This window comes from Parviterribacter multiflagellatus, from assembly GCF_056863265.1.
In genome coordinates this window covers 109,933-130,477 of record NZ_JBXPIZ010000002.1, presented here as the reverse complement: position 1 = coordinate 130,477, position 20,545 = coordinate 109,933, and the positions used below count along the sequence as shown (strand labels likewise).

Here is a 20,545-nt window from a genome sequence, read left to right as displayed (position 1 = left end):
GCTATATCTCCGCCAGTGACCTACGTTCCCGCAGAGGACCGCTACGAGGACAAGATGCCGTACCGCCGCACCGGGCGGTGGGGCCTCAAGCTGCCCGCCGTCTCGCTCGGCCTGTGGCACAACTTCGGCGACGACAAGCCCCTCGAGACGCAGCGCGCCATCCTGCGCCGCGCGTTCGACCTGGGCGTGACGCACTTCGACCTCGCCAACAACTACGGCCCGCCGTACGGGTCGGCCGAGATCAACTTCGGCCGCCACCTGCGCGAGGACTTCAAGCCCTACCGCGACGAGCTGATCATCAGCACGAAGGCGGGCTGGGACATGTGGCCCGGCCCGTACGGGTTCGGCTCCTCACGCAAGTACCTGCTCGACTCGCTCGACCAGTCGCTGCAGCGCATGGGGATCGACCACGTCGACATCTTCTACTCGCACCGGTTCGACCCCGAGACGCCGATCGACGAGACGATGAGCGCGCTCGACGCGGCCGTCCGCGCGGGCAAGGCGCGCTACGTCGGGATCTCGTCCTACTCGGGCGCGCGCACGCGTGAGGCGGCGCAGATCCTGCGCAGTCTCGGCACGCCGCTGCTGATCCACCAGCCGAACTACTCGCTCTTCAACCGCCGCATCGAGGGCGACCTCCTGCCGGTGCTCGAGGAGGAGGGCGTCGGCTGCATCGCGTTCTCGCCGCTCGCGCAGGGGCTGCTGACGAGCCGGTACCTCGACGGGATCCCCCAGGACTCCCGCGCGGCCCAGGGCAAGTCGCTGGCGCAGGAGTTCCTCACCGACGAGAACCTCGCGCACGTCCGCGCGCTCAACGACATCGCGAAGGAGCGCGGGCAGACGCTCGCGCAGATGGCGATCGCGTGGACGCTCCGCGACCCGCGCGTGACGTCGTCGCTGATCGGCGCGTCGAGCGTCGCGCAGCTCGAGGACTCCCTCGGCGCCGTGCAGAACATCGAGTTCTCCGACGAGGAGCTCGCGCAGATCGAGCCGCACGCCGTCGACGGCGGCATCGATCTGTGGGAGGAGCCCTCGACGCTCTAGCAGCCGCGGTAGGTGCGGGCGGAGCGGAGGGTGCGCCCCTTCGCCGTCCGCACCGTGACCGTCACGCGGAACGTGGCGGCCGGCAGGGAGCGGAGGGTGAGCCTCCGCTTCGTCACACGACTTCCGCGCGACTTCGCGCGCAGGACACGGACGCGCCTTCCGTCGACCCGGACGTCCACGGAGCGGACGCGGTCGCCGCGACGCACCCGCGGGAACGTGACCGTGATCGCGCGCCGCGGCGTGCAGCGGCTGCGCGCCGTGGCGGGCCGCGACGGCGTGCTTGAGGGCGCGGGCGGCTGCGCGGCCTGGCCGGAACCGCCTCCGGCGGGCGGCGTGCCGTAGGGCGTCGTGCCGTCCGGACCGCTGCCGGTCGGGCCCGGCTCGCCCAGCACCGGGACGGTCAGCGCGTCGGAGCCGTCGAACCGGACGGTCACCACGCCCGGGATCGTGTTCCCGCGGTTGAGCGTGTTGCTCGAGGACAGCTGCAGCCGGAGCCGGTGCCCGGCCGCGAACCGGTGGACGATGCCGGGCAGCTCGATCTCCACCGGCTGCGTCACGTCGCCGACGCGGACGGCGGAGAGCAGGTTGCGTGGGAGCGTCGCCGTGCCGTCGGGCGCGACGTCGAGGAGCTTGGCGAAGACCACGAGCTTCGCCGTCGGGTCGACGTCCTGGAGCGCCGCGTGCGCGGGCGCGTCGAGCCGGACGCGCAGCCGGGGGACGCCGGCGACGTCGAGGTCGCGCTCGAGCGGGGCGCTGGTGAAGGCCGTCGTCGTCCCGGGCAGGTCGGGCGTCGGGATCTCCACCGCGCCGTTCCCGCTGCCGGTCAGCCCGACGGGGAGCGCGCCGAACACCGCGGTCCCGGCCTGACCGGCGCCTGCGGTGAGCTCGCCGCCGGCCGACAGGTGGAACGCGCGGTCCGTCCCGACCGGGTACGACGGCGCGCTGCCGACCGCCGGCGCGGCGTCGCCGCTGCCGCCGAACGCCCAGTCGCGGAAGAACGAGACGTCGAGCGAGGGTCGCTCGCCGGCGCCGGTCAGCCAGTACGTCAGCCAGGCCAGCGCCATGCGGCTCTCGTACGCGGCCTCGAGGTTCGCGGGGTCCCACTCGGACGTGCCGACCGAGCCGCCGCTGTGCCCGGCGCTCCGCCACACCATCTTCACCGGCGTGCCGCGGGACTTCAGCGCCTGGTAGGTCGCAACGGCCTCCTGGAGGTTGAAGAGCGTGTCGCTCTGCCCCTGGATGAGGAGCGTCGGGACGCGGATCCGGTCCACGTACGAGGCGACCGACGCATGGCGCAGGAACGCGGTGGTCGACGGCTGCGGGTAGCCGAGCGCCGCGGAGCCGATCAGCGCGGGGCAGACCTCGTCCGCGAAGTTGGGGCAGACGCCGAGATGGCTCGGGTCCGCGAACGCCTGCTGGATCCCCTGGCCGATGCCCAGGCCGGTGAAGAGCAGCGGCCAGTCGAGCTTCGCGACGCCGGGCGTCACAGAGCTGACGCTCCTTGGGGGCAGATCGGCGTTGTTCGGGGTGAGGCTGTAGGCGAGGTCGTTCCACGTGATCTGCGGGACGAGCGCGTCGAGCCGCCGGTCGATCCCCGCGATGGCGAACTGGATCTGGCCGCCGTACGAGCCGCCGATCATCCCGACCCGCGGGTCGCCGGGCCCGTCGGTCTGGGCGACCAGGCCCGTGTTCGCGAGGTACGTGATGAGCTGGCTGCCGGCCTTGCCGTCCCAGTCGGGATCGTCGAGCGTGATCTTGCAGCCGCTCCCGCCGAACCCGAGCCCGCTGTAGGCGAGCGCCACGAACCCGCGCCCTGCGAACGACGTCCCGAGCGTCCCGAAGTCGTCCTTGGAGCCGCCGAACCCGTTCGTCATCATCACCGCCGCCTTCGCGGGCGCCGACGCCGAGACCCCCTCCGGGACGTAGAGGTCGCCGACGACCTTGCACGCCGTCCCGCCGTCCGGCCCGACGTGCACCGTCGTCTCGAACGGCGTCTTCGTGACCGCGCCGGCGGGAGCGGCGATGGCGAGGAGCGCGGCCGCGGTGACAGCCAGCGCACAGGAAAGGCGACCCATGCGGGAAGCGAACCACGTGCGGTCTGCCACGTGCGCCGGTTCGGGTGGCGTCGGCGCCCCGAGCGACCGAGGAGGAGGCGAAGTCCAATAGCGTCCCGCGCGATATGGCCGCATCCCTGAAGGACAAGACGCTGTTCATCTCCGGTGCCAGCCGCGGCATCGGGCTCGCGATCGCGCTGCGCGCCGCCCAGGACGGGGCGAACGTCGCGCTGATCGCCAAGACCGCCGAGCCGCACCCGAAGCTCGAGGGGACGATCTACACCGCCGCGGAGCAGATCGAGGCGGCCGGCGGCAAGGCGCTGCCGATCGTCGGCGACATCCGCGACGAGAACGCGGTCGCCTCGGCGGTGGAGCAGGCGGTCGCGAAGTTCGGCGGGATCGACGTCGTGGTCAACAACGCGTCCGCGATCAACCTCTCCGGCACGCTGGACCTCGAGCCCAAGCGCTACGACCTGATGCAGGACATCAACGCGCGCGGCACGTTCGTCGTCTCCCGCGCGTGCATCCCGCACCTCAAGCAGAGCGACAACCCGCACATCCTCACGCTCTCGCCGCCGATCAGCCTGGAGAAGAAGTGGCTGGGCGGGCACATCGGCTACACGGTTGCCAAGTACTCGATGAGCCTGCTCGCGCTCGGGTTCGCGGAGGAGTTCCGCGGCGACGGCATCGCCTCGAACACGCTGTGGCCGCGCACGCTCGTCGCGACGGCGGCGGTGCAGAACCTCCTCGGCGGCGACGCGGCGATGGCCAAGGCACGCAAGCCCGAGGTCTACTCCGACTCGGCCTACGCGGTCATCACCAAGCCGAGCCGCGACTTCACCGGCCAGGAGCTGCTGTGCGAGGACGTCCTCAAGGCGGAGGGCGTCACCGACTTCGACCAGTACTCCTACGTGGAGGGCGCGACGCCGCAGGTCGACCTCTTCGTCGACCACATCTGACGCACGCCCGGCTGCAGCGGTGCTCCGCGGGCTCATGCTCGCGGCGCCCGCGGCCGATGGAACGGCTGCGACCCACATGCCGCACGCCCGCCGCTCCAGCCGAACCTCCCGCCTCCGCGACCGCCTCCTCGCGCGCCCGCCCGAGTCGCTGATCCTCGGCCTCCTGCTGCTGGCGGCGGCGATCAGCCTCGCGATCGCGGTCGTCAACCCGATGAGCGACGAGGCCCCGGTCACGCTCGGCCTGGTGCTCATCCCGGTCGCGCTCCTGCTCGGCGGCGGGACGATCGCGCTGGGCCGGCGCCTGCCGCCGCGCGGGTTCGTCGCGATCGCGGGCGTGACGGCGATCCTCAACAGCGTCATCGTCGCCAAGTCCGCCACGAGCGGCGGCGCGATGGTCGACGCGCTCGCGTACTTCTGGCTCACGGTCTACGTCGCCGCGTTCTTCCCCGCGTACGCACGCGCCTTCGTCGCCCTCGTGCTCGTCGGCTACGGCGTGGGGCTGCTGATCGCCGACATCCCGGCGATGCTCTCGCCCTACCTGATCACCTCGCTGTCGATGGTCGTCGCCGCGGCGCTCGTCACGCGCCTGAGCCGCGCGGTGCGGCTGATGGTCGAGCACGACGTGCTCACCGGCACGCTCAACCGCGGCGCGCTGCTCATCGCGGCGCAGAAGGAGATGGGGGCGGCCAGGCGCCGGCGCGAGCCGTTCGCGGTCGTCGCCGTCGACCTCGACGGCTTCAAGCTCGTCAACGACCGGCTCGGCCACGCGGCGGGCGACAAGATGCTCGTCGACGTCGCCACTGCCTGGCGCACGGTGCTCCGCGCCCAGGACGTGCTCGGCCGGATGGGCGGCGACGAGTTCGTGCTCCTGCTGCCGGAGACCGACGAGGCGGGCGCGGCGCAGGCGGTGGAGCGGATGCGCGCGGCGCACGACGCCGCGTGGTCGGCGGGTATCGCGGTGTGGGAGCCCGACGAGGCGTTCGAGGTCACGCTCGAGCGCGCCGACGCCCGCCTGTACGCGGCGAAGCGGCCGATCCGCGCCGCGTAGTAGCGTCCGCGCCTCGTCAGACCTGAACGAGGAGCCTTCTTGAGCACTGCTGCCCATGTCTCTCCGCGTCCGGTCGTGCTGGCCGACGTCTTCGGCCGCACCCGGACGCTCGACGCCGCCCTGATCCTCGGCGGCGCCCTGCTGGTCGCGCTGTTCGCGCAGATCGAGATCGCCGTTCCCGGCTCGCCGGTCCCGGTCACGGGCCAGACGCTGGCCGTCGTCATCGTCGGTGCTTCGCTGGGGGCGTCCCGCGGCGCGTCGGCGCTCGGCCTGTACCTGCTGCTCGGCCTCGCGCTGCCGTTCTACTCCGGTGGTGACTCCGGCTTCGACGTCGTGTGGGGCGCGAGCGGCGGCTACCTGCTCGGCTTCATCCTGGCTGCGTACCTGATCGGCAAGGCCGCCGAGCACGGCGCCGACCGCAAGCCGCTGCTCGCGTTCGCCGCGTTCTGCGGGGCGCAGCTGTCGGTCTTCGGCATCGGCGTCCCGTGGCTGAAGGTCGCCGCCGACATGAGCTGGGGCGACGCGATCCACTACGGCTTCACGGTCTTCATCGTCGGCGGCCTGATCAAGGCCGCGGTCGGCGCGGGCGTGACGCCGGCCGCGTGGCGCGGTGTCCGCAAGCTCGAGGACCGCTCGGCGCACTAGCGCTCTCGGGAGCGTGCGGAGGCGTGTGAGCCTCCGCACGCACCCGTTGACCCGCGCGGATCGCGGGGAACCACGACCAGGCGCGCATGCCGCCCTTCCCCACGCAGACCGTCGAGCTGCACGGCCAGCCGGTCTCCTTCGTCCGCTTGGGCGAAGGGCCCGCGATCCTGCTGATCCACGGCATCACGTCGTCCTCGCGCACCTGGCACGCGGTGCTGCCGGGCCTCGCGGCGGCGGGCCACACGGTGATCGCGCCGGACCTCCTCGGTCACGGTCAGAGCGCCAAGCCGCGCGGCGACTACTCGCTCGGCGCCTACGCGTCCGGGCTGCGCGACCTGCTCGCCGTGCTCGGCGTGCCGCGCGCGACGGTCGTCGGCCACTCGCTCGGCGGCGGGATCGCGATGCAGTTCGCCTACCAGTTCCCCGACCGGATCGAGCGGCTCGTGCTGGTCGACAGCGGCGGGCTGGGGGAGGAGGTGTCGATGGCGCTGCGCGCCGCAACGCTTCCGCTCGCCGAGTACGTCCTGCCGTTCCTGTTCGGCCCCGTCCCGCGCGTCGCCGGCCGCGGCGCCGGCGCGGTCCTCGGCAAGCTCGGGGTGCGCGGGAGCGCGCAGCTGCGCGGCATCGCCGAGGGCCTGAACTCGCTCGGCAGCGCCGAGGCGCGCCACGCGTTCGTCCACACCGCCCGGTCGGTCATCGATCCGCGCGGTCAGCGCGTCGACGCGCGCGACCGGCTCTACCTCGCCGCCGAGATGCCGACGATGGTCGTCTGGGGCGAGTGCGACTCGATCATCCCGGTCGACCACGGGCGGGGCGCGGCGGAGCTGATGCCCAACAGCCGCTTCGAGGTGTTCCCCGGCGCCGGACACTTCCCGTTCAACGACGACCCTGCGCGGTTCGTCGACGTGCTGACCGACTTCGTCGCCAGCACGGCGCCCTTCGAGGCGGACGAGGACCAGATCGCCCGCCTCCTGCGGCGCGAGCCCGCGGCCTAGGCGGGCGTCTTCGCGGCGGCGTCGCGCGCCGCGATCTCCTCGCGCACGACCGGCGCGACCTCGGTCGCGAACAGCTCGATCGCGTGGAGCACCGCGTCGTGCGGCACCGTGCCGAGCGACATGTGCGCCAGGTAGCGGTCGTGGCCGAAGAGGTCGTGCTGGAGCAGGATCCGCTCGACCATCTGCTCCGGGTCGTCGACCGCGTACGCGCCGCGCAGGCTCCGGCCGTGGTCGAACTGCTCGCGGCTCATCGGCGGCCACCCGCGCTCGCGGCCGATGCGCGCCATCATCCGCGCGTAGTGCGGCCACAGCGTGTCGGCGGCCTGCTCGGCCGTGTCGGCGAGGAAGGCGTGCGTGTTGATGCCGACCTTGAGCCGCTCCGGGCCGTGGCCCGCGGCGGCGCCTGCCTGGCGGTAGAGGTCGACGAGCGGCTTGAAGCGCTCCGGCTGGCCACCGATGATCGCGATCGTCAGCGGCAGGCCGAGCGTGCCCGCGCGCACGACCGACTCAGGCGAGCCGCCGACGGCGATCCACACCGGCAGCTCGTCCTGCACCGGGCGCGGGTGGAGGACGACGTCGCTCAGCGGCGCGCGGTGCTTGCCCGACCACGAGACAGGCTTCCCGCCGCTGTCGCGCAGCTTCAGCAGCAGGTCGAGGTGCTCGGCGTACAGCTCGTCGTAGTCGTCGAGGTCGTAGCCGAAGAGCGGGAACGACTCGATGAACGAGCCGCGGCCGGCCATGATCTCCGCGCGCCCGCCGCTCAGGTTGTCGACGGTCGCGAACTCCTCGAAGACCCGGACCGGGTCAGCGCTCGAGAGCACGGTGACGGCGCTGGAGAGCCGGATCCGCTCCGTGCGCGCGGCCGCGGCGGCGAGCGTGACGGTCGGGGCCGAGACGGCGTAGTCCGGGCGGTGGTGCTCCCCGATGCCGAAGACGTCGAGGCCGAGGCGGTCGGCGAGCTCGACCTCCTCCATGAGCTCCTGGTAGCGGCGCCGGACGTCGCCGCCCGGCGCGACGTCGGCGAAGGTGACGAGTCCGAGTTCCATGCCGCGCAGTCTAGCGAAGTAGTTGCACGTACAACGATACTGGGTTGACACTGACCTTCGCGCGCGTGTCGTAGAGGGTCACCGGCGTGCCACGAACCCTGAAGATCGCCCTCGCCGCCGTCGCCTCGGCCGCGGCGCTCGCCCCATCCGCCCAGGCCGCGCTGCCCGCGCCGATCACCACGCTCGCCAGCCGCCCACCCGGCTTCGGACCGCTCGGTCCCGGCACCGAGAACGACACCATCGCGCACGACGTCTCGGCCGACGGCCGCCACGTCGTCCTCATCTCGTGCGCCGACGGGCTGATGACCGGCGACGACGACCGCTCCTGCGGCATCTACCGGCGCGACCGCGTGGCCGGCACGACCGTGCTCGTCTCCACGCTCGGCGACGAGGAGGTGGAGGCGCAGATCGACGACGCCGGCCAGGCCATCGCGTTCGCGACGCGGTCGGCGCTGGTCCCGGCCGACACGAACGGTCGCTACGACGTGTACCGCTGGCAGCTGGGCGTCCCGGGCTTCGAGCTCGTCAGCCGCACGCCGGGCGGGGCGGCCGGCGACGACGAGTCGTACGACCCGCGGATCAGCGCCGACGGGACGGCCGTCGGCTTCACGTCGGAGGCCAGCAACCTCGTGTCCCCGGCGCCGGCGGTCTCGCAGGCGTACGTCCGCAAGGGCGCGACCCTTGCGATCGTCTCGCGGGTGAGCGGAGCGGGCGGCGCACCCGTCGCCGACCGTGCGTACCTCACGTCGCTGAGCGCCGACGGCACGGCCGCGGCGTTCGTCACCGAGACGGGCCTCGCGGGTGTCGACGACGCGAACGGCGAGGACGACGTCTACGTGCGCCACGGAACCACCACGACGCTCGCCAGCGGGTACACGGGCGCCGGGGGCGACACCGGCGCGGACGAGGCGTCCGGCGGGCTGCTGTCGGCGAACGGGCGCCGCGTGGCGTTCGAGACCGGCGCGCAGGTGATCCCGGGCGTGCCCCCGGGGATCGAGCGCGTCTACGTCCGCGATCTCGACACGCACACGGTGACGCTCGCGTCGCGGGAGACGGGCGCCGGCGGCGCGGTGCCGACGGCCTACTCGGAGGTGGTGGGGATCTCCGGCGACGGCACGAAGGTGCTCTTCGAGACGACCGCGGCGCTCGACCCGGCCGACGTGCCCGCGCTGGGGCTCAAGCGCTCGGACCTGTACCTGCGCGACCTCACGGCGAGCACGACGCAGATGGCGAGCCGCGCTCCCGACCTCCCGCCGTCCGACCTGGCCCAGGCCGGGATCGGCGCCCTGAGCGCCGACGGCGCGACCGTGGTGTTCGCCGCGCGCCCCCTGGATCTGGCGCCGGCGCTCGACCCCGACTTCCAGCAGGTGTTCGCGAAGAGCCTGCCGAGCGGCGCGCTCGCGCACGTCGACGAGCCGGCCGCCGGCTTCCCGCTGCGGGGCGAGATGCACCACGCGGGCTCGCTCGCCGACTTCGACGCGCTCAGCGCCGACGGCACGCGGCTCGCGTTCACCCACCAGGGCAACGCGATCTCCCCCGAGGACGACGACGCGGGCGAGCAGGGGTACGTGCGCGTCCTCGCGACCGGCGAGAACCTCCTCGTCACGCGCGCCGACGGCCCGAGCGGCGCGGCCGTGCCCGCGAGCGGCGGGGTGTCGGACGTCGTGGTGTCGGCCGACGGCACCAAGGCGGCCTTCAGCCTGCAGAACGCGTCGTTCGACCCGGCCGACACGATGCCCGCCTACTCGGTCTACGTCCGCGACCTCGTGACCGGCAAGACGACGTTCGCCGGCCAGGGCAACCCCGCGTCGCAGTGCTTCGTCGCCGGGATCGACGGGGACGGCAGCAAGGTGAGCATGCGGTGCCTCGGCCTCGACCTGCTCGGGGAGGGGAACGGCAAGGTCGACATGTACGTCCGCGACCTGGAGACGGGCCAGACCGTGCTCGCCTCGCGCGGCGACGGCCCGGCGGGGGCGATCGGCAACCAGGACTCCAACGGCGGCGGGTCGTTCTCGGCCGACGGGCGCTACGTGACGTTCGAGTCCGCGGCGACGAACTTCGAGGGCGGCGGCGAGGCGGTCTACGTGCGCGACCTCGTCGAGGGCCGGACGATCCTCGTCAGCCGCGCGAACGGCGCGGCGGGCGCGCCGATCGTGGATGCGGGCGGCATGTCCGACGCCGGCATCTCGGCCGACGGGCGCCGTGTCGCGTTCACGACCACGACCGAGGTGACGGCCGACGACACGGTCGACGCCCGCGACCTGTACGTGCGCGACCTGGGCGCCGGGACGACGACGCTCGCGTCCCCGCGCGTCGGCGGCGTGCCGGGCGGGGCGAACGACCGCGTCGACGGCGCGGCGCTGTCGAAGGACGGCAGCACGGTCGCGTTCGGGGTCGAGCTCGCGGGCGGCCAGCAGGTCCGCGGCTACGTCCGCGAGCTGGGCTCGGGCGCCGTGACGCTCGTGACGCGGGCCACCGGCCCCGACGGCGCGGTGGCCGAGGAGGACGGCGACGACCCGCAGATCGCCATCGACGCGACCGGCGCGTGCGCGGCGTTCGACTCCAACGCCCGCAACGTCGACCCGTTCCCGGCGACGAGCGACTTCACCCGCCAGGTGTACGTCCGCGGCGCGTGCGGCGTGCCGGCGGGCGGTCCGGGGCCCGGTGGCGGCGGGGCCGGCGGTGGCGGCGGCGCGCAGCCGGGGCCGGTGGCCGACCGCGTCGCGCCGGTGGTGCGCGGGGCGAAGCTGAGCCGGACGGTGTTCGCCGTGGGCGACAAGCCGACCGCGCTGGCTTCGGCGTCCACGGCCGGCGGCACGCGGCGCAACGCCAAGCGCACGCCGAAGGGCACGACGCTGAGCTTCCGCCTCTCCGAGACGGCGACGGTGGGCGTGGCCGTCGAGCGACGCACGCGCGGGCGGCGCAGCGGACGCGCGTGCGTGAAGAGCACCAAGCGGCTCGTGCGGCGCAAGGCCAAGCGGTGCTGGCGGCACACCGGCGTGGCGACGCTCACGCGCGCCGGGCTGAAGGCCGGCTCGCAGCGGCTCGCGCTGAGCGGCCGGTTCGGGCGGCGCAAGCTGGCCGCGGGCAGCTACCGGCTCGTGCTGGTGGCGCGCGACGCGGCGGGCAACCGCTCGAAGCCGGTCACGCTCGCGTTCACGATCCGCTCCCGCTAGCGCGCGCGGCGCGGGCGGCCTGCTCCTCCTGGGCGAGCGCCAACGAGGCGCTCGCCAGGGAGGAGAAGAACGCGACGAGCATGCCGATCCCGACCAGCGTGTAGACGACGGTGAAGAGCTTGGCGCCGTCGGTCGTCGGTGCGAGATCGCCGAAGCCGACGGTCGCCAGCGTCATCACGGAGAAGTAGAAGGCGTCGACCACCGACCAGCCCTCGGCGAGCGTGTAGAAGATCGTCCCGACCAGGAAGAGGCTCAGCGTGAGGAGCAGGCTCGCGCGGCCGGCCGGGTCGCGGACGAGGCGCCGCATCGCGCGGAGCGGCAGGAAGAGCCCCGCGAACGGGGTCGGCCTGCGGGGTTGCAGCGGCATCGTCTCGTGTCATTCGCCTCGTTCCCCGTCAGCCCTCCAAGCGGTGCCGCGCGCGCAGCGTCTCCGCGTGGGCGAGGGTGGCGGCGGTGAGGGACGCGGGGGCGAGCGCGCCGTGCGCCGCGGTGAGGCGGGCGACCACGGCGTCAGCCACGCCCGTTGCCGTGACTCCGGGCGCGACGTCGTCGGCGGCGCCCGCGGTCGCAGGGTCCCACGCGAGGTCGAGCGCGGCGTAGACGTCGGTGAGCGCGGCGCGCAGGCGGGCGCCGCCCTCGGCCACGACGACGGCGCTCATCGACGCCGCCCCGCGGATCGAGCGCTGCGCGGTCCCGGCGAGCTTCACGGTCGTCCCGCGCGCGTGGACGCTCCAGCGGCCCGGGCAGTACTCGCCGTCCAGCTCGCCGATCACCGGCGCCGGCACGCCGGCCGCCGCCAGCGCGTCGACCACGAGCTGCGTGCCGTCCCGGAACCGCTCCTCGATCCCCTCCGCGACGCGGTCGGTCGGGACGATCAGCTCGACGATCACCGACCCCGCGTCGTAGCCCGCCGCGTGGCCGCCGCCGAGCCGCAGCACCGGCGTGAACCCGTGCGCGCGGGCCGCGGCGGTCGCGTCGGCGTAGCCGGGGAGGAGCGCGTCGAGGCGGCCGAACGCCATCGTGGGACCCGGGAGGAAGACGCGGGCGGTCGCGCCGCGCTCGCCGGCGCCCACCTCGCGCAGCAGCGCGTGCGTGATCGCCATGTCGAGCAGCGGGTCGTCGGGATGGGCGTCACGGAGAAGCTGCACAGGCGCGCACATCTTGCCGCGCACCGGGTAAGGGACCCGTATGGCCACCAAGAACCACGGCTCGTCCGTCAAGAACGACAAGCAGTACGAGGCCATGCGCGACCAGGGCATGAGCAAGGAGAAGGCGGCTCGGATCTCCAACGCCAACTCGAGCGGCGGCGGGAACCAGGCCAGCAAGCGCGGCGGCAACGCCGGCAAGTACGAGGACCGCACGAAGGACGACCTCCTGAAGGAGGCCAAGAAGGTCGGCATCGAGGGCCGCTCCAAGATGGACAAGGGCGAGCTCATCTCCGCCCTGCGCAACCACTGAGGGTCGGCCGCACCGCGCCGCGTGGGGGCACACGGCGCGGCGCGGTGGGTGGGGAAGCGATCTACGCGGTGGGCACCGCCACGCCGCGGGGGACGACCAGCACCGGGCACGGCGCGTGGTCGACCAGATGGCGCGACACGGCGCCGACGAGCACCGCGCGCAGCGGGCCGAGGCCGCGCGAGCCGGTGACGAGCAGGTCCGCGCCCTCCGCGGCCTGGCCGAGCGCCGGGGCGACCGGGCCGTCGAGCAGCCGCACCTCGGCATTGAGCTCGACCGGCAGCGTCGCCAGCACCCGCGACAGCTCGGTGTGCAGCTGCTCGCGCAGCTCGTCGTTGACGCGGTCGTCGACCGGCGGGATGCCGCCCGCGTAGGGCGCGAGCACGGGCTCGAACACGCTCAGGATCTCCAGGCGTGCGCCGTGCTCGCGGGCCAGGCGGGTCGCGTAGCGCAGCGCCTCCTTGGCCGGCTCGCGGTCGTCGTAGGCGAGCGCGATGCGGTCGAGTCGGACGGGGCCGGTGCCGCCGTCGCCGCGCCAGTCGGCGGGCACCGCGACGACGGGGCAGGGAGCGCCGTGGAGGAGGCGCTCGCCGACGGAGCCGGGGACGGCGCGACGGACCGTGCCCCGGTGCGTCGTGCCGACGACGAGCAGCTCCGCGTCGTGCTGCTTGGCGAGCGCGTGCAGGCCGGCGGCCGGCTCGGTCTCGGGGCCGATCGTCGACTCCACGACCTCGGCGCCCGTCACGGCGGCGAGGGCGTGTGCGAACCGGACGGCGGCGGCGCCCGAGTCGGTGCCGTCGGCGCCGGCGATGTAGGTCGTGGTCATGGCAGGCCTCCTGTGCGGTGTGGCCTCGACGCTAGGTCGGCCTTCCAGCCCGGCCATCCGGGGCGCGCGGCAGAGCGGGTGCGTAGTTCGCCGCACGCCGCGCTAGTTCGATGAGCGTCGTACCGTGGACCGCATGCCCATCCCTCTCTCGATCCTCGACCTCGCGCCGATCCGCGAGGGCGGCACGGCGGCGGAGGCGCTGCGCGAGACGCTCGACCTGGCGCGGCGGGCCGACGCGCTGGGCTACCACCGCTACTGGCTCGCCGAGCACCACAACATCCCCGGGGTCGCGTCGTCGGCGACGGCCGTGCTGATGGGGCAGGTCGCGGCGGCGACCGAGCGCATCCGCGTCGGGAGCGGCGGGATCATGCTCCCCAACCACGCGCCGCTGACGATCGCCGAGCAGTTCGGGACGCTGGCCGCGCTCCATCCCGGGCGGATCGACCTCGGCGTCGGACGCGCGCCGGGTTCCGACCTGCTGACGTCGTACGCGCTGCGGCGCAACCAGAAGGGCGGCCAGGAGTTCCCGCAGGAGCTGCAGGAGCTGCGCGACTTCCTCGCGCCCGCGCGCGCCGACCAGCCGGTCATCGCGCGGCCGGGCGCTGGGGCGGACGTGCCGATCTTCGTGCTCGGCTCCTCGACCGTGGGTGCCGAGCTGGCGGCGGCCGAAGGGCTGGCCTACGCGTTCGCCGCGCACTTCTCACCGCGGATGATGCTGGAGGCGCTGGAGCTGTACCGGAGCGGCTTCACGCCGTCGTCGGGCGCGCCGGGCGCGCGACAGGAGCCCTACGCGATGCTCGGGACGTACGTCGTCGTCGCGGACACCGACGAGGAGGCCGAGCGGCTCTTCTCCTCGACCAGGCAGAAGCACACGTCGTTCATCCGCTCCAAGCCGATCCCGCTCCCGCCGCCGGTCGACGACCTCGACGCGACGTTCTGGTCGCCGATGGAGCGCAACACCATCAACGGGCAGCTGCGCGAGGCGGTCGTCGGCTCGCCCGCGACGGTGCTGCGCGGGCTGAGCGAGTTGGTCGAGCGGACCGGCGCGGACGAGCTGATCGTGGCGACCGAGACGTTTGATCCCGCCGCGCGCGTGCGGTCGTACGAGCTGCTGGCGCAGCTGGCGCCCGACCTTCCGTCCGCTCGTGGTTCCGCCGCGCTGACACGGGGGTAACCTCCTCCCGGTGCGGCTCTACGTCGTTGATGACCTGGAGCCCGCCCGGCTGATCGTCCGGGCGATCGCCGAGGACGTGGGTTACGACGTCGTCGGCGAGGCGGAGGACGGCGCGGCGGCCTGCTCCGCGGTTCCCCGCCTGCGCCCCGACGTCGTCGTGATGGACTGGCGCATGCCGATCATGGACGGCCTCGAGGCCACCCGCGTGCTTCTCGGAACGCTCCCGGACCTGAAGGTCATCGCCTACACCTCGATCGGCGACGAGCAGGTCCGGCAGGGCTTCCTGCGCACCGGCGCGGTGGCGCACGTCCGCAAGGGCGACATCGCGGCGCTGGTCGAGGCGCTCGAAGCCGTCAAGCCGCGCTAGCTGCGCGCAGGGCTCCACCGTCAACGCCTGCCCAGCCCGACCCAGCCGAACTGGATCGCCCTGGACAGGCGTTGCCGGTTCCGCCGGTCGCCGCCGCGGCTGACGGTGCGCTCCGAGCGCCTCGGTGCTTGCTCTTCGAGCAGCGCTGGTGGTACGGTTCCGTACCGACGCTGGTACGCGCGGGTACCAGCGCGCTCGTTGGAGTCCAGGAGGGAACCGCACGTTGAGCCGTCGCAACCGCAAGCCCGTCGTCCAGGTCTCGGGCCGCACCGCCGTCGTCACCGGGGCCGGGTCGGGCATCGGGCGTGCCGTCGCGATCCGGCTCGCGCAGCACGGGTGCCCTGTCGCGATCGCCGACTGGAACGCGGACGGGCTCGAGGAGACCGCAGCGTCGATCCAGGGGCCGGTGCTCCCCAAGAAGCTCGACGTCCGAGACCGGCAGGCGGTCATGGCGTTCGCCGCGGAGGTCGACGAGTGGAAGCCCGCCCCTCTCGGGATGGTCTTCAACAACGCGGGCGTGACCGCGATGCAGGGCGTCGCCGACGCGTCGCCCGAGGACGACGAGTGGGTGTTCGACGTGAACTTCCACGGCGTCGTGCACGGCGTGCGCTCGTTCCTCCCGATCCTGCTGCGGCAGGACAGCGGCGCGATCGTCAACACGTCGAGCGTCTTCGGGCTCGTCGGCTTCCCGCACCAGAGCGCCTACTGCGCGTCGAAGTTCGCCGTGCGCGGCTTCACCGACGCGCTGCGGCAGGAGCTGCGGGGGACCGGCGTGCGCGCGGCCAACGTGCATCCGGGCGGCGTGAAGACGAACATCGTCAAGAACGCGCGGTTCCGCAGCGACCACCGCGGCCAGTGGACGAACCTCGACCAGGCGGCGAAGGAGTTCGAGCTGATGGCGCAGACCACGCCGGAGAAGGCGGCCAAGATCATCCACGAGGGCGTCGAGGCGGGGAAGGCCCGCATCCTCGTCGGCCCCGACGCGACGGTGTTCGACGTGCTCGCGCGCGTCGCGCCGACCCGCTACTACGACGTGCTCGACGGCGCCCAGCGGCTCGCCGCGCCGCTCCTCGCCAAGCGGGCGGCGAAGGCATGAGCGCCGCGGTGAAGGACGCGGTGCTGCCGCCCGGCTCGCGCGCGCCGCGGCCGTTCCAGACCGTCGGGCTGACGCTCCGCCAGCGCCCGTACCTGGAGCGCATGCGCCGCCGCTACGGCGACATCTTCACCGTCCGCATCGCCGGCTTCATGCCGATGGTCGTCGTCACACGGCCGGACGACATCAAGCAGGTCTTCACGACCGACGCCAAGGTGCTGCACGCGGGCGACACGAGCCCGCTGCGGCCGGTGCTCGGCAAGCACTCGCTGCTCGGCATCGACGAGGACCGCCACCTCGCGCAGCGGCGCCTGCTCCTGCCGCCGTTCAAGGGCCAGCGGATGAAGGCGTACGAGGGGCTGATCGCGGAGATCGCGGCGAAGGAGATCGACGCGATGCCCGAGGGCGTGGCGATGCCGGTCGCGCCGATGATGCAGCGCATCACGCTGCGGGCGATCCTGCGCGCGGTGTTCGGCGCCACGGGGCGGGAGCTGGCCGAGCTGGAGGAGCTCCTTCCGCCGTGGACCGAGCAGGGCTCGCGGATGGCGATGACGCCGTTCCTCCAGAAGGACCTCGGGCCGCGCTCGCCGTGGGGCCGGTTCCTGCGGCTGCGCGCGCGGATCGACGCGATCCTCGACCGGCTGATCGCGATGGCGAAGGGCGACCCGGAGCTGGAGGAGCGTGTGGACGTGCTCGCGCTGCTCGTGCAGGCGACGCACGAGGACGGCACGCCGATGACGAACGAGGAGATCCGCGACCAGCTCGTGACGATGCTCGCGGCCGGCCACGAGACGACGGCGCACCAGCTGTCCTGGACGGTCGAGCGGCTGACGCGCACGCCGCACGCGCTGGAGGCGCTGGTGGCGGAGGTCGACGCTGGCGGGGCGAAGACGTACCTCGACGCGACGATCCGCGAGTCGCAGCGCACGCGTCCGGTGATCTTCTTCGCCGGCCGCACGACGATGCAGCCGTACAGCGTCGGTGGCTACGACCTGCCGCGCGGCGTCCAGCTCGCGCTGGCTGCGGCGATGACGCACTTCGACCCGCGGCTGTTCGACCGGCCCGAGGAGTTCCGCCCCGAGCGGTTCGTCGACGCGCGCCCGGAGACGTACTCGTGGATCCCGTTCGGCGGCGGCATCCGGCGGTGCATCGGCGCAACGTTCGCGCACATGGAGATGGACGTCGTGCTGCGGACGCTGCTGGCGCGGGTCGAGCTGCAGCCGACGACCGCGGCGCCCGAGGGCTGGGCGTTCCGCGGCGTCGCGATGGCCCCCGCGGACGGTGGCCGGGTCACCGTCCGGCGGCGGCGGGACGAGCGGGCGAACGCGCCGGCCGAGGAGCTCGCGGCCGCCGCGTGAGCACGCCGGCGGCGGACATGCTGAGCACGGCCGGCTCGGGCTCGCACCGGGACCGGCTGCTGCTCGCGATGGCGGAGGCGATCCGCGAGCAGGGCTTCCAGAAGACGACCGTCGCGGACGTCGTCGCCCGCGCGCGGACGTCGCGGCGGACCTTCTACCAGCACTTCGAGGACCGCGAGGCGTGCTACCTGGCGCTCTTCCAGGTCGTCAACGAGCGGGTGCTGCAGACGATCGCGGAGGCCGCCACGGGCGAAGGGCCGTGGACGGAGCGGATCGACCGGACGCTGGAGGCCTACCTCGGGGTGCTCGCGTCCGAGCCGGAGCTGACGCGCTCCTACGTGCAGGACCTGCCGTCGCTCGGCGCGGCCGGCGCGGCCCAGGCGCGGCAGGTGATCGACCGCGCGTCGCGCCAGCTGTGCCGGCTGGTGGAGGAGGCGCGCGAGCACGACGCGACGATCCGCCCGCTCTCGCTGGAGGCCGCGACGGTGATCACCGGCGGGTTCCGCGAGCTGACCGTGCTCGCGCTGGAGCAGAACCGGCCGATCACGGACCTGCACTCGGTCGCATCCGACCTCGTGCGACGGATCACGATCGTGGGCGAGGAGCGAGGGTCGTCCTGATCGCGCCGGCCAGCTCCGCGAGGGCCTCGCGGGCGGGCGCGCCGGCGCCGGTCATGTTGACGAACCCGTGGATCTGGCCGGGGTGGCGGCGGAGCGTGGTGGGGACACCGGCCTGCTCGAGCTTGCGGGCGTAGGCCTCGCCCTCGTCGCGCAGCGGGTCGAAGCCCGCGGTGAGGACGTAGGCGGGCGCGGTCTGCGGCGGGATGTCCTGGTGGAGCGGCGAGGCGGGCTGCTTGTCCTCGGCGCGCGGGACGAACTGCGCCTCGTACCAGTCCATGTTGCGCTTGGTGAGCAGGAAGCCGTCCGCGAAGAGCCCGACGCTGGGCGCGTCGTCGACGAAGTCGGTGGCGGGGTAGATCAGCGCCTGCATCGCGGGGCGGGGCAGGTCCGGCGCGCGGCGGGCGGTGGCCAGCGCGACCATGGCGGAGAGGTGCCCGCCCGCGCTGTCGCCCGCGACGACGACCCGCGGACGCGGGCCGCCGCGGCCCTTCGCGACGTCGTCGAACGCCGCGATCGCGTCCTCGACCGCCGCCGGGTACGGGTGCTCGGGCGCGAGCCGGTAGTCGACGCTGACGATTTCGAGCCCGGTGAGCCGCGCGAGGTGGCGGCACGGCGCGTCGTGCGTGTCGAGGTCGCCCACGACCCAGCCGCCGCCGTGGAAGAACAGGACGAGCGCGCCCCGCGTCGCGTCGCGCGGGACGTAGCGGCGTGCGCGGAGCGCGCCGGCCGCGCCGGCGACCGTCGTCTCCTCGACCCGCTCGAGCGGCAGCTTCGCGCCCCCGACGAGCGACGTCGAACGGCGGATGTCCTGCCGCGCCTGCGGGGGCGTGCGCTCCTCCACCGGCGGCCGCGGGTTGAGCGCGTTGACGCGCAGGACGAGCTGGGCGTCGAGGTCGAGCTCCTGCCCGTCGCGCACGACCGGCGGGCCGGCGAGCGCGCGCTTGGCTCGCGGCGGAAGCGCCCCGAGCAGGCGGACGACGACGGCGGAGAGGCGGTCGGCGAGCGTCATGTGGCGGCGGAGGCTATGGCAGATCCACGCCCCACTGCCCGCACCCGAGGCCCTCGTCGACGTCGCCGAGGAGCGGGCGGCCGAACCAGTCGCCGGTGGGCATCGCGGCGGCGAACGCGACGAGCACCTCCGTGTAGCCGCCCTCGTCGGCCATGTCGCGCAGGACCGGCCAGTCCTCCGCGGTCGCCATCGCGCGCACGGCGGCCTGCTCGGCCTGCGCGTCGCCGCGCTCGCGCGCCTGGCCCCACAGGGCGAACCAGCGGCACGCGACCGTGCCCGCCACGAGCGCGCCGAGCTGATAGCGGTCCTTCGTCAGCGTGTCGCCGCGCAGGTCCGCCGCGGTGAAGCCGGGCGGGAGCGGGACCCCGCGCAGCATCTGCGCGACGACCGGGCCGCGGTCGGCGGCCTTGATGACGCTCGCGGGGAGCGCGCGCAGCCAGGTGTCGGCGTCGACCCGCTTCAGCGCGGCGAGGTGGCGCAGGAACGTCGCGCGGTCGCGGACGCCGTCCATGCGGAGCTCCAGGGTGCGCCCGTCGTAGGGGAGGAGCGCGGTGATCGTGCGGTTCCCGGGGCGGCCGCCCTTGTAGACGAACACCTGCGCGGTCGTCCCGAGCGCGGGCGCCTCGGTCGGCGGCGAGGAGCTGGCCGAGCGATCGCGGGCACGCATCTCGTGCAGCGCCGCCGAGCTCCAGTGGAGCGTCGCGTGGCGCTGCGGGTCGTCGGGCGCGGTGAAGCGCATCTCGCCCTCGTCCGCGCTCTGCTCGTCCGCGTAGTCGACCTTCCAGCCGGGGAGGTCGAGGAGCACGAGCGGCGAGGCCTCGGCGAAGCGGACGAGCTCGGCGGCGAACGCCGAGTCCGGGCCGGCGGGGCGGTCCTCGGCGGCGGGGAGGAGACCGGCCACCGCGACGACGGTCGCGGCCAGCGCCGTGGCGGCGGCGAGCACGAGCGCGGGGCGCCGGCGGCGAAGGAGGGGCGGCGCGACTGCGGGTGCGGTGGGCGCGGCGGGCGCGGGCTCGGCGGTGAGGATCGCGTCGAGGAGGTCGTGCTCGGCGCCGGTCAGCGGAAGACGCTCGGCGTCGGCGCGCGGGAGCGGGTTCGCGGCGCGGAGCGCGTCGTCGAGGGCGGGGCGGGTCATCGGAGCTCCTCGGCGGCCAGGAGGACGGGGATGTCGGCGTCGGCGGACGCGGTGAGCAGCGCGCGCAGGCGGCGGCGCGCGCGGTGCAGGCGGCTGCGTGCGGCGACGCGGCTGATGCCCAGCACGCGGGCGATCTCGACGGGCTCGAGCTCCTCCCAAGCGGCGAGCACGAGGATCTCGCGATCGTCGTCCGCGAGCTGCGCGAGCGCGTCGGTCACGGCGCCCGTGCCCGTCGTCGGCGTGTCCGCGGCGGCCAGCGCGGCGGGCAGCTCGTCGCGCAGGCGCTCGGCGAGGCGGCTCCTGCGCCGCTCGGCCCGCTGCTGGTTGGCGAGCGTGCGGCGCGCGACGCCGTAGAGCCACAGGCGCGCCTCGTCGCCCGGCGGGACGTCGTCCAGGCGCCGCCAGGCGACGAGGAACGTCTCGGCGACGACATCCGCCGCGTCCTGGGCGTCGGCCGTCCGCCGCACCGCGTACGCGAGCACCGCGCGGCCGTGCGCGGCGTGCAGCTCGCGCAGGCGACGTTCGGGGGTCGGGGGCATCT

The 20,545-nt window shown here is 74.1% G+C and carries 20 protein-coding genes; 12 read left to right on the top strand and 8 right to left on the bottom strand.

Translation table 11 applies throughout. The annotated features are described in order from the left end of the window. Positions 1-15: 15 nt before the first annotated feature. Positions 16-1,044, top strand: coding sequence for an L-glyceraldehyde 3-phosphate reductase (mgrA, locus tag AC1UE5_RS04110; protein ID WP_482920808.1), 1,029 nt, complete (start codon positions 16-18; stop codon positions 1,042-1,044). On the opposite strand, the gene AC1UE5_RS04105 is transcribed toward mgrA, so the two are convergent. Beyond that, positions 1,041-3,119 (bottom strand): CocE/NonD family hydrolase, encoded by a 2,079-nt coding sequence (locus AC1UE5_RS04105; RefSeq protein ID WP_482920807.1) that lies wholly within the window; start codon positions 3,117-3,119, stop codon positions 1,041-1,043. The two genes, mgrA and AC1UE5_RS04105, sit on opposite strands and share 4 nt — an antisense overlap. Before the next feature lie 104 nt (positions 3,120-3,223). Between AC1UE5_RS04105 and AC1UE5_RS04100 the strand changes: the two genes are divergently transcribed. From AC1UE5_RS04100 to AC1UE5_RS04085, 4 genes are all read left to right on the top strand, one after another. Continuing rightward, entirely contained in the window at positions 3,224-4,057 is an 834-nt protein-coding gene (locus AC1UE5_RS04100; protein WP_482920806.1) for an SDR family oxidoreductase, read from the top strand. Positions 4,058-4,076: 19 nt separating this feature from the next. After that, the gene (locus AC1UE5_RS04095; protein WP_482920805.1) at positions 4,077-5,105 is read left to right on the top strand and encodes a GGDEF domain-containing protein; all 1,029 of its coding nucleotides are present in this window, start codon (positions 4,077-4,079) and stop codon (positions 5,103-5,105) included. Positions 5,106-5,144: 39 nt separating this feature from the next. After that, positions 5,145-5,750 (top strand): biotin transporter BioY, encoded by a 606-nt coding sequence (locus AC1UE5_RS04090; RefSeq protein WP_482920804.1) that lies wholly within the window; start codon positions 5,145-5,147, stop codon positions 5,748-5,750. 86 nt (positions 5,751-5,836) lie between these two features. Beyond that, the gene (locus AC1UE5_RS04085) at positions 5,837-6,745 is read left to right on the top strand and encodes an alpha/beta fold hydrolase (RefSeq protein WP_482920803.1); all 909 of its coding nucleotides are present in this window, start codon (positions 5,837-5,839) and stop codon (positions 6,743-6,745) included. Here the strand turns inward: AC1UE5_RS04085 and AC1UE5_RS04080 are convergent. Beyond that, positions 6,742-7,791, bottom strand: coding sequence for an LLM class flavin-dependent oxidoreductase (locus AC1UE5_RS04080; protein ID WP_482920802.1), 1,050 nt, complete (start codon positions 7,789-7,791; stop codon positions 6,742-6,744). The genes AC1UE5_RS04085 and AC1UE5_RS04080 overlap by 4 nt on opposite strands. A gap of 86 nt (positions 7,792-7,877) precedes the next feature. Here AC1UE5_RS04080 and AC1UE5_RS04075 point away from each other — a divergent pair, with 86 nt between their 5' ends. After that, positions 7,878-10,967: a TolB-like translocation protein gene (locus AC1UE5_RS04075; protein WP_482920801.1), complete on the top strand. Its 3,090-nt coding sequence runs from the start codon at positions 7,878-7,880 to the stop codon at positions 10,965-10,967. Here AC1UE5_RS04075 and AC1UE5_RS04070 read toward each other — a convergent pair. Both AC1UE5_RS04070 and AC1UE5_RS04065 read right to left on the bottom strand, forming a co-directional pair. Beyond that, the gene (locus tag AC1UE5_RS04070; protein WP_482920800.1) at positions 10,948-11,334 is read right to left on the bottom strand and encodes a potassium channel family protein; all 387 of its coding nucleotides are present in this window, start codon (positions 11,332-11,334) and stop codon (positions 10,948-10,950) included. The genes AC1UE5_RS04075 and AC1UE5_RS04070 overlap by 20 nt on opposite strands. A 28-nt stretch (positions 11,335-11,362) precedes the next feature. After that, positions 11,363-12,115: a lipoate--protein ligase family protein gene (locus AC1UE5_RS04065; protein WP_482920799.1), complete on the bottom strand. Its 753-nt coding sequence runs from the start codon at positions 12,113-12,115 to the stop codon at positions 11,363-11,365. A 40-nt stretch (positions 12,116-12,155) separates the two neighbouring features. Between AC1UE5_RS04065 and AC1UE5_RS04060 the strand changes: the two genes are divergently transcribed. Next, positions 12,156-12,425: a DUF7218 family protein gene (locus AC1UE5_RS04060; RefSeq protein WP_482920798.1), complete on the top strand. Its 270-nt coding sequence runs from the start codon at positions 12,156-12,158 to the stop codon at positions 12,423-12,425. 61 nt (positions 12,426-12,486) lie between these two features. Here the strand turns inward: AC1UE5_RS04060 and AC1UE5_RS04055 are convergent, their stop codons facing one another. Beyond that, positions 12,487-13,248, bottom strand: coding sequence for a universal stress protein (locus tag AC1UE5_RS04055; protein WP_482920797.1), 762 nt, complete (start codon positions 13,246-13,248; stop codon positions 12,487-12,489). Between the two features lie 133 nt (positions 13,249-13,381). On the opposite strand from AC1UE5_RS04055, the gene AC1UE5_RS04050 reads away from it, so the two are divergent. The 5 genes from AC1UE5_RS04050 (at position 13,382) to AC1UE5_RS04030 (ending at position 17,860) form a co-directional block, all read left to right on the top strand. Beyond that, positions 13,382-14,422 carry an LLM class flavin-dependent oxidoreductase gene (locus AC1UE5_RS04050; protein ID WP_482920796.1) on the top strand — a complete coding sequence of 347 codons (1,041 nt, stop codon included), beginning with the start codon at positions 13,382-13,384 and terminating at the stop codon, positions 14,420-14,422. A 10-nt stretch (positions 14,423-14,432) separates the two neighbouring features. Then, the gene (locus AC1UE5_RS04045) at positions 14,433-14,789 is read left to right on the top strand and encodes a response regulator (protein ID WP_482920795.1); all 357 of its coding nucleotides are present in this window, start codon (positions 14,433-14,435) and stop codon (positions 14,787-14,789) included. 223 nt (positions 14,790-15,012) lie between these two features. Continuing rightward, the gene (locus AC1UE5_RS04040; RefSeq protein WP_482920794.1) at positions 15,013-15,885 is read left to right on the top strand and encodes an SDR family NAD(P)-dependent oxidoreductase; all 873 of its coding nucleotides are present in this window, start codon (positions 15,013-15,015) and stop codon (positions 15,883-15,885) included. After that, entirely contained in the window at positions 15,882-17,240 is a 1,359-nt protein-coding gene (locus tag AC1UE5_RS04035; RefSeq protein ID WP_482920793.1) for a cytochrome P450, read from the top strand. The genes AC1UE5_RS04040 and AC1UE5_RS04035 overlap by 4 nt, the downstream gene beginning before the upstream one ends. Beyond that, positions 17,237-17,860 (top strand): TetR/AcrR family transcriptional regulator, encoded by a 624-nt coding sequence (locus AC1UE5_RS04030; RefSeq protein WP_482920792.1) that lies wholly within the window; start codon positions 17,237-17,239, stop codon positions 17,858-17,860. Before AC1UE5_RS04035 ends, AC1UE5_RS04030 begins: the two co-directional genes overlap by 4 nt. On the opposite strand, the gene AC1UE5_RS04025 is transcribed toward AC1UE5_RS04030, so the two are convergent. Genes AC1UE5_RS04025 through AC1UE5_RS04015 form a run of 3 tightly spaced genes read right to left on the bottom strand, consistent with a single transcriptional unit; the run spans position 17,826 to position 20,543 of the window. Continuing rightward, positions 17,826-18,869 (bottom strand): alpha/beta hydrolase, encoded by a 1,044-nt coding sequence (locus AC1UE5_RS04025; protein WP_482920791.1) that lies wholly within the window; start codon positions 18,867-18,869, stop codon positions 17,826-17,828. The two genes, AC1UE5_RS04030 and AC1UE5_RS04025, sit on opposite strands and share 35 nt — an antisense overlap. Before the next feature lie 13 nt (positions 18,870-18,882). Further along, entirely contained in the window at positions 18,883-20,004 is a 1,122-nt protein-coding gene (locus AC1UE5_RS04020; RefSeq protein ID WP_482920790.1) for a hypothetical protein, read from the bottom strand. Further along, positions 20,001-20,543, bottom strand: coding sequence for an RNA polymerase sigma factor (locus AC1UE5_RS04015; protein ID WP_482920789.1), 543 nt, complete (start codon positions 20,541-20,543; stop codon positions 20,001-20,003). The genes AC1UE5_RS04020 and AC1UE5_RS04015 overlap by 4 nt, the downstream gene beginning before the upstream one ends. Between the last annotated feature and the right edge of the window lie 2 nt (positions 20,544-20,545).

Excerpts from the sequence above, each read along its gene's own strand:
- AC1UE5_RS04015 (WP_482920789.1), bottom strand. The coding sequence starts at position 20,543 with ATGCCCCCGACCCCCGAACGTCGCCTGCGCGAGCTGCACGCCGCGCAC.
- AC1UE5_RS04025 (WP_482920791.1), bottom strand. The coding sequence starts at position 18,869 with ATGACGCTCGCCGACCGCCTCTCCGCCGTCGTCGTCCGCCTGCTCGGG.
- AC1UE5_RS04060 (WP_482920798.1), top strand. The coding sequence starts at position 12,156 with ATGGCCACCAAGAACCACGGCTCGTCCGTCAAGAACGACAAGCAGTAC.
- AC1UE5_RS04055 (WP_482920797.1), bottom strand. The coding sequence starts at position 13,248 with ATGACCACGACCTACATCGCCGGCGCCGACGGCACCGACTCGGGCGCC.
- AC1UE5_RS04080 (WP_482920802.1), bottom strand. The coding sequence starts at position 7,791 with ATGGAACTCGGACTCGTCACCTTCGCCGACGTCGCGCCGGGCGGCGAC.
- AC1UE5_RS04035 (WP_482920793.1), top strand. The coding sequence starts at position 15,882 with ATGAGCGCCGCGGTGAAGGACGCGGTGCTGCCGCCCGGCTCGCGCGCG.
- AC1UE5_RS04050 (WP_482920796.1), top strand. The coding sequence starts at position 13,382 with ATGCCCATCCCTCTCTCGATCCTCGACCTCGCGCCGATCCGCGAGGGC.
- AC1UE5_RS04085 (WP_482920803.1), top strand. The coding sequence starts at position 5,837 with ATGCCGCCCTTCCCCACGCAGACCGTCGAGCTGCACGGCCAGCCGGTC.
- AC1UE5_RS04070 (WP_482920800.1), bottom strand. The coding sequence starts at position 11,334 with ATGCCGCTGCAACCCCGCAGGCCGACCCCGTTCGCGGGGCTCTTCCTG.
- AC1UE5_RS04105 (WP_482920807.1), bottom strand. The coding sequence starts at position 3,119 with ATGGGTCGCCTTTCCTGTGCGCTGGCTGTCACCGCGGCCGCGCTCCTC.
- AC1UE5_RS04020 (WP_482920790.1), bottom strand. The coding sequence starts at position 20,004 with ATGACCCGCCCCGCCCTCGACGACGCGCTCCGCGCCGCGAACCCGCTC.
- AC1UE5_RS04100 (WP_482920806.1), top strand. The coding sequence starts at position 3,224 with ATGGCCGCATCCCTGAAGGACAAGACGCTGTTCATCTCCGGTGCCAGC.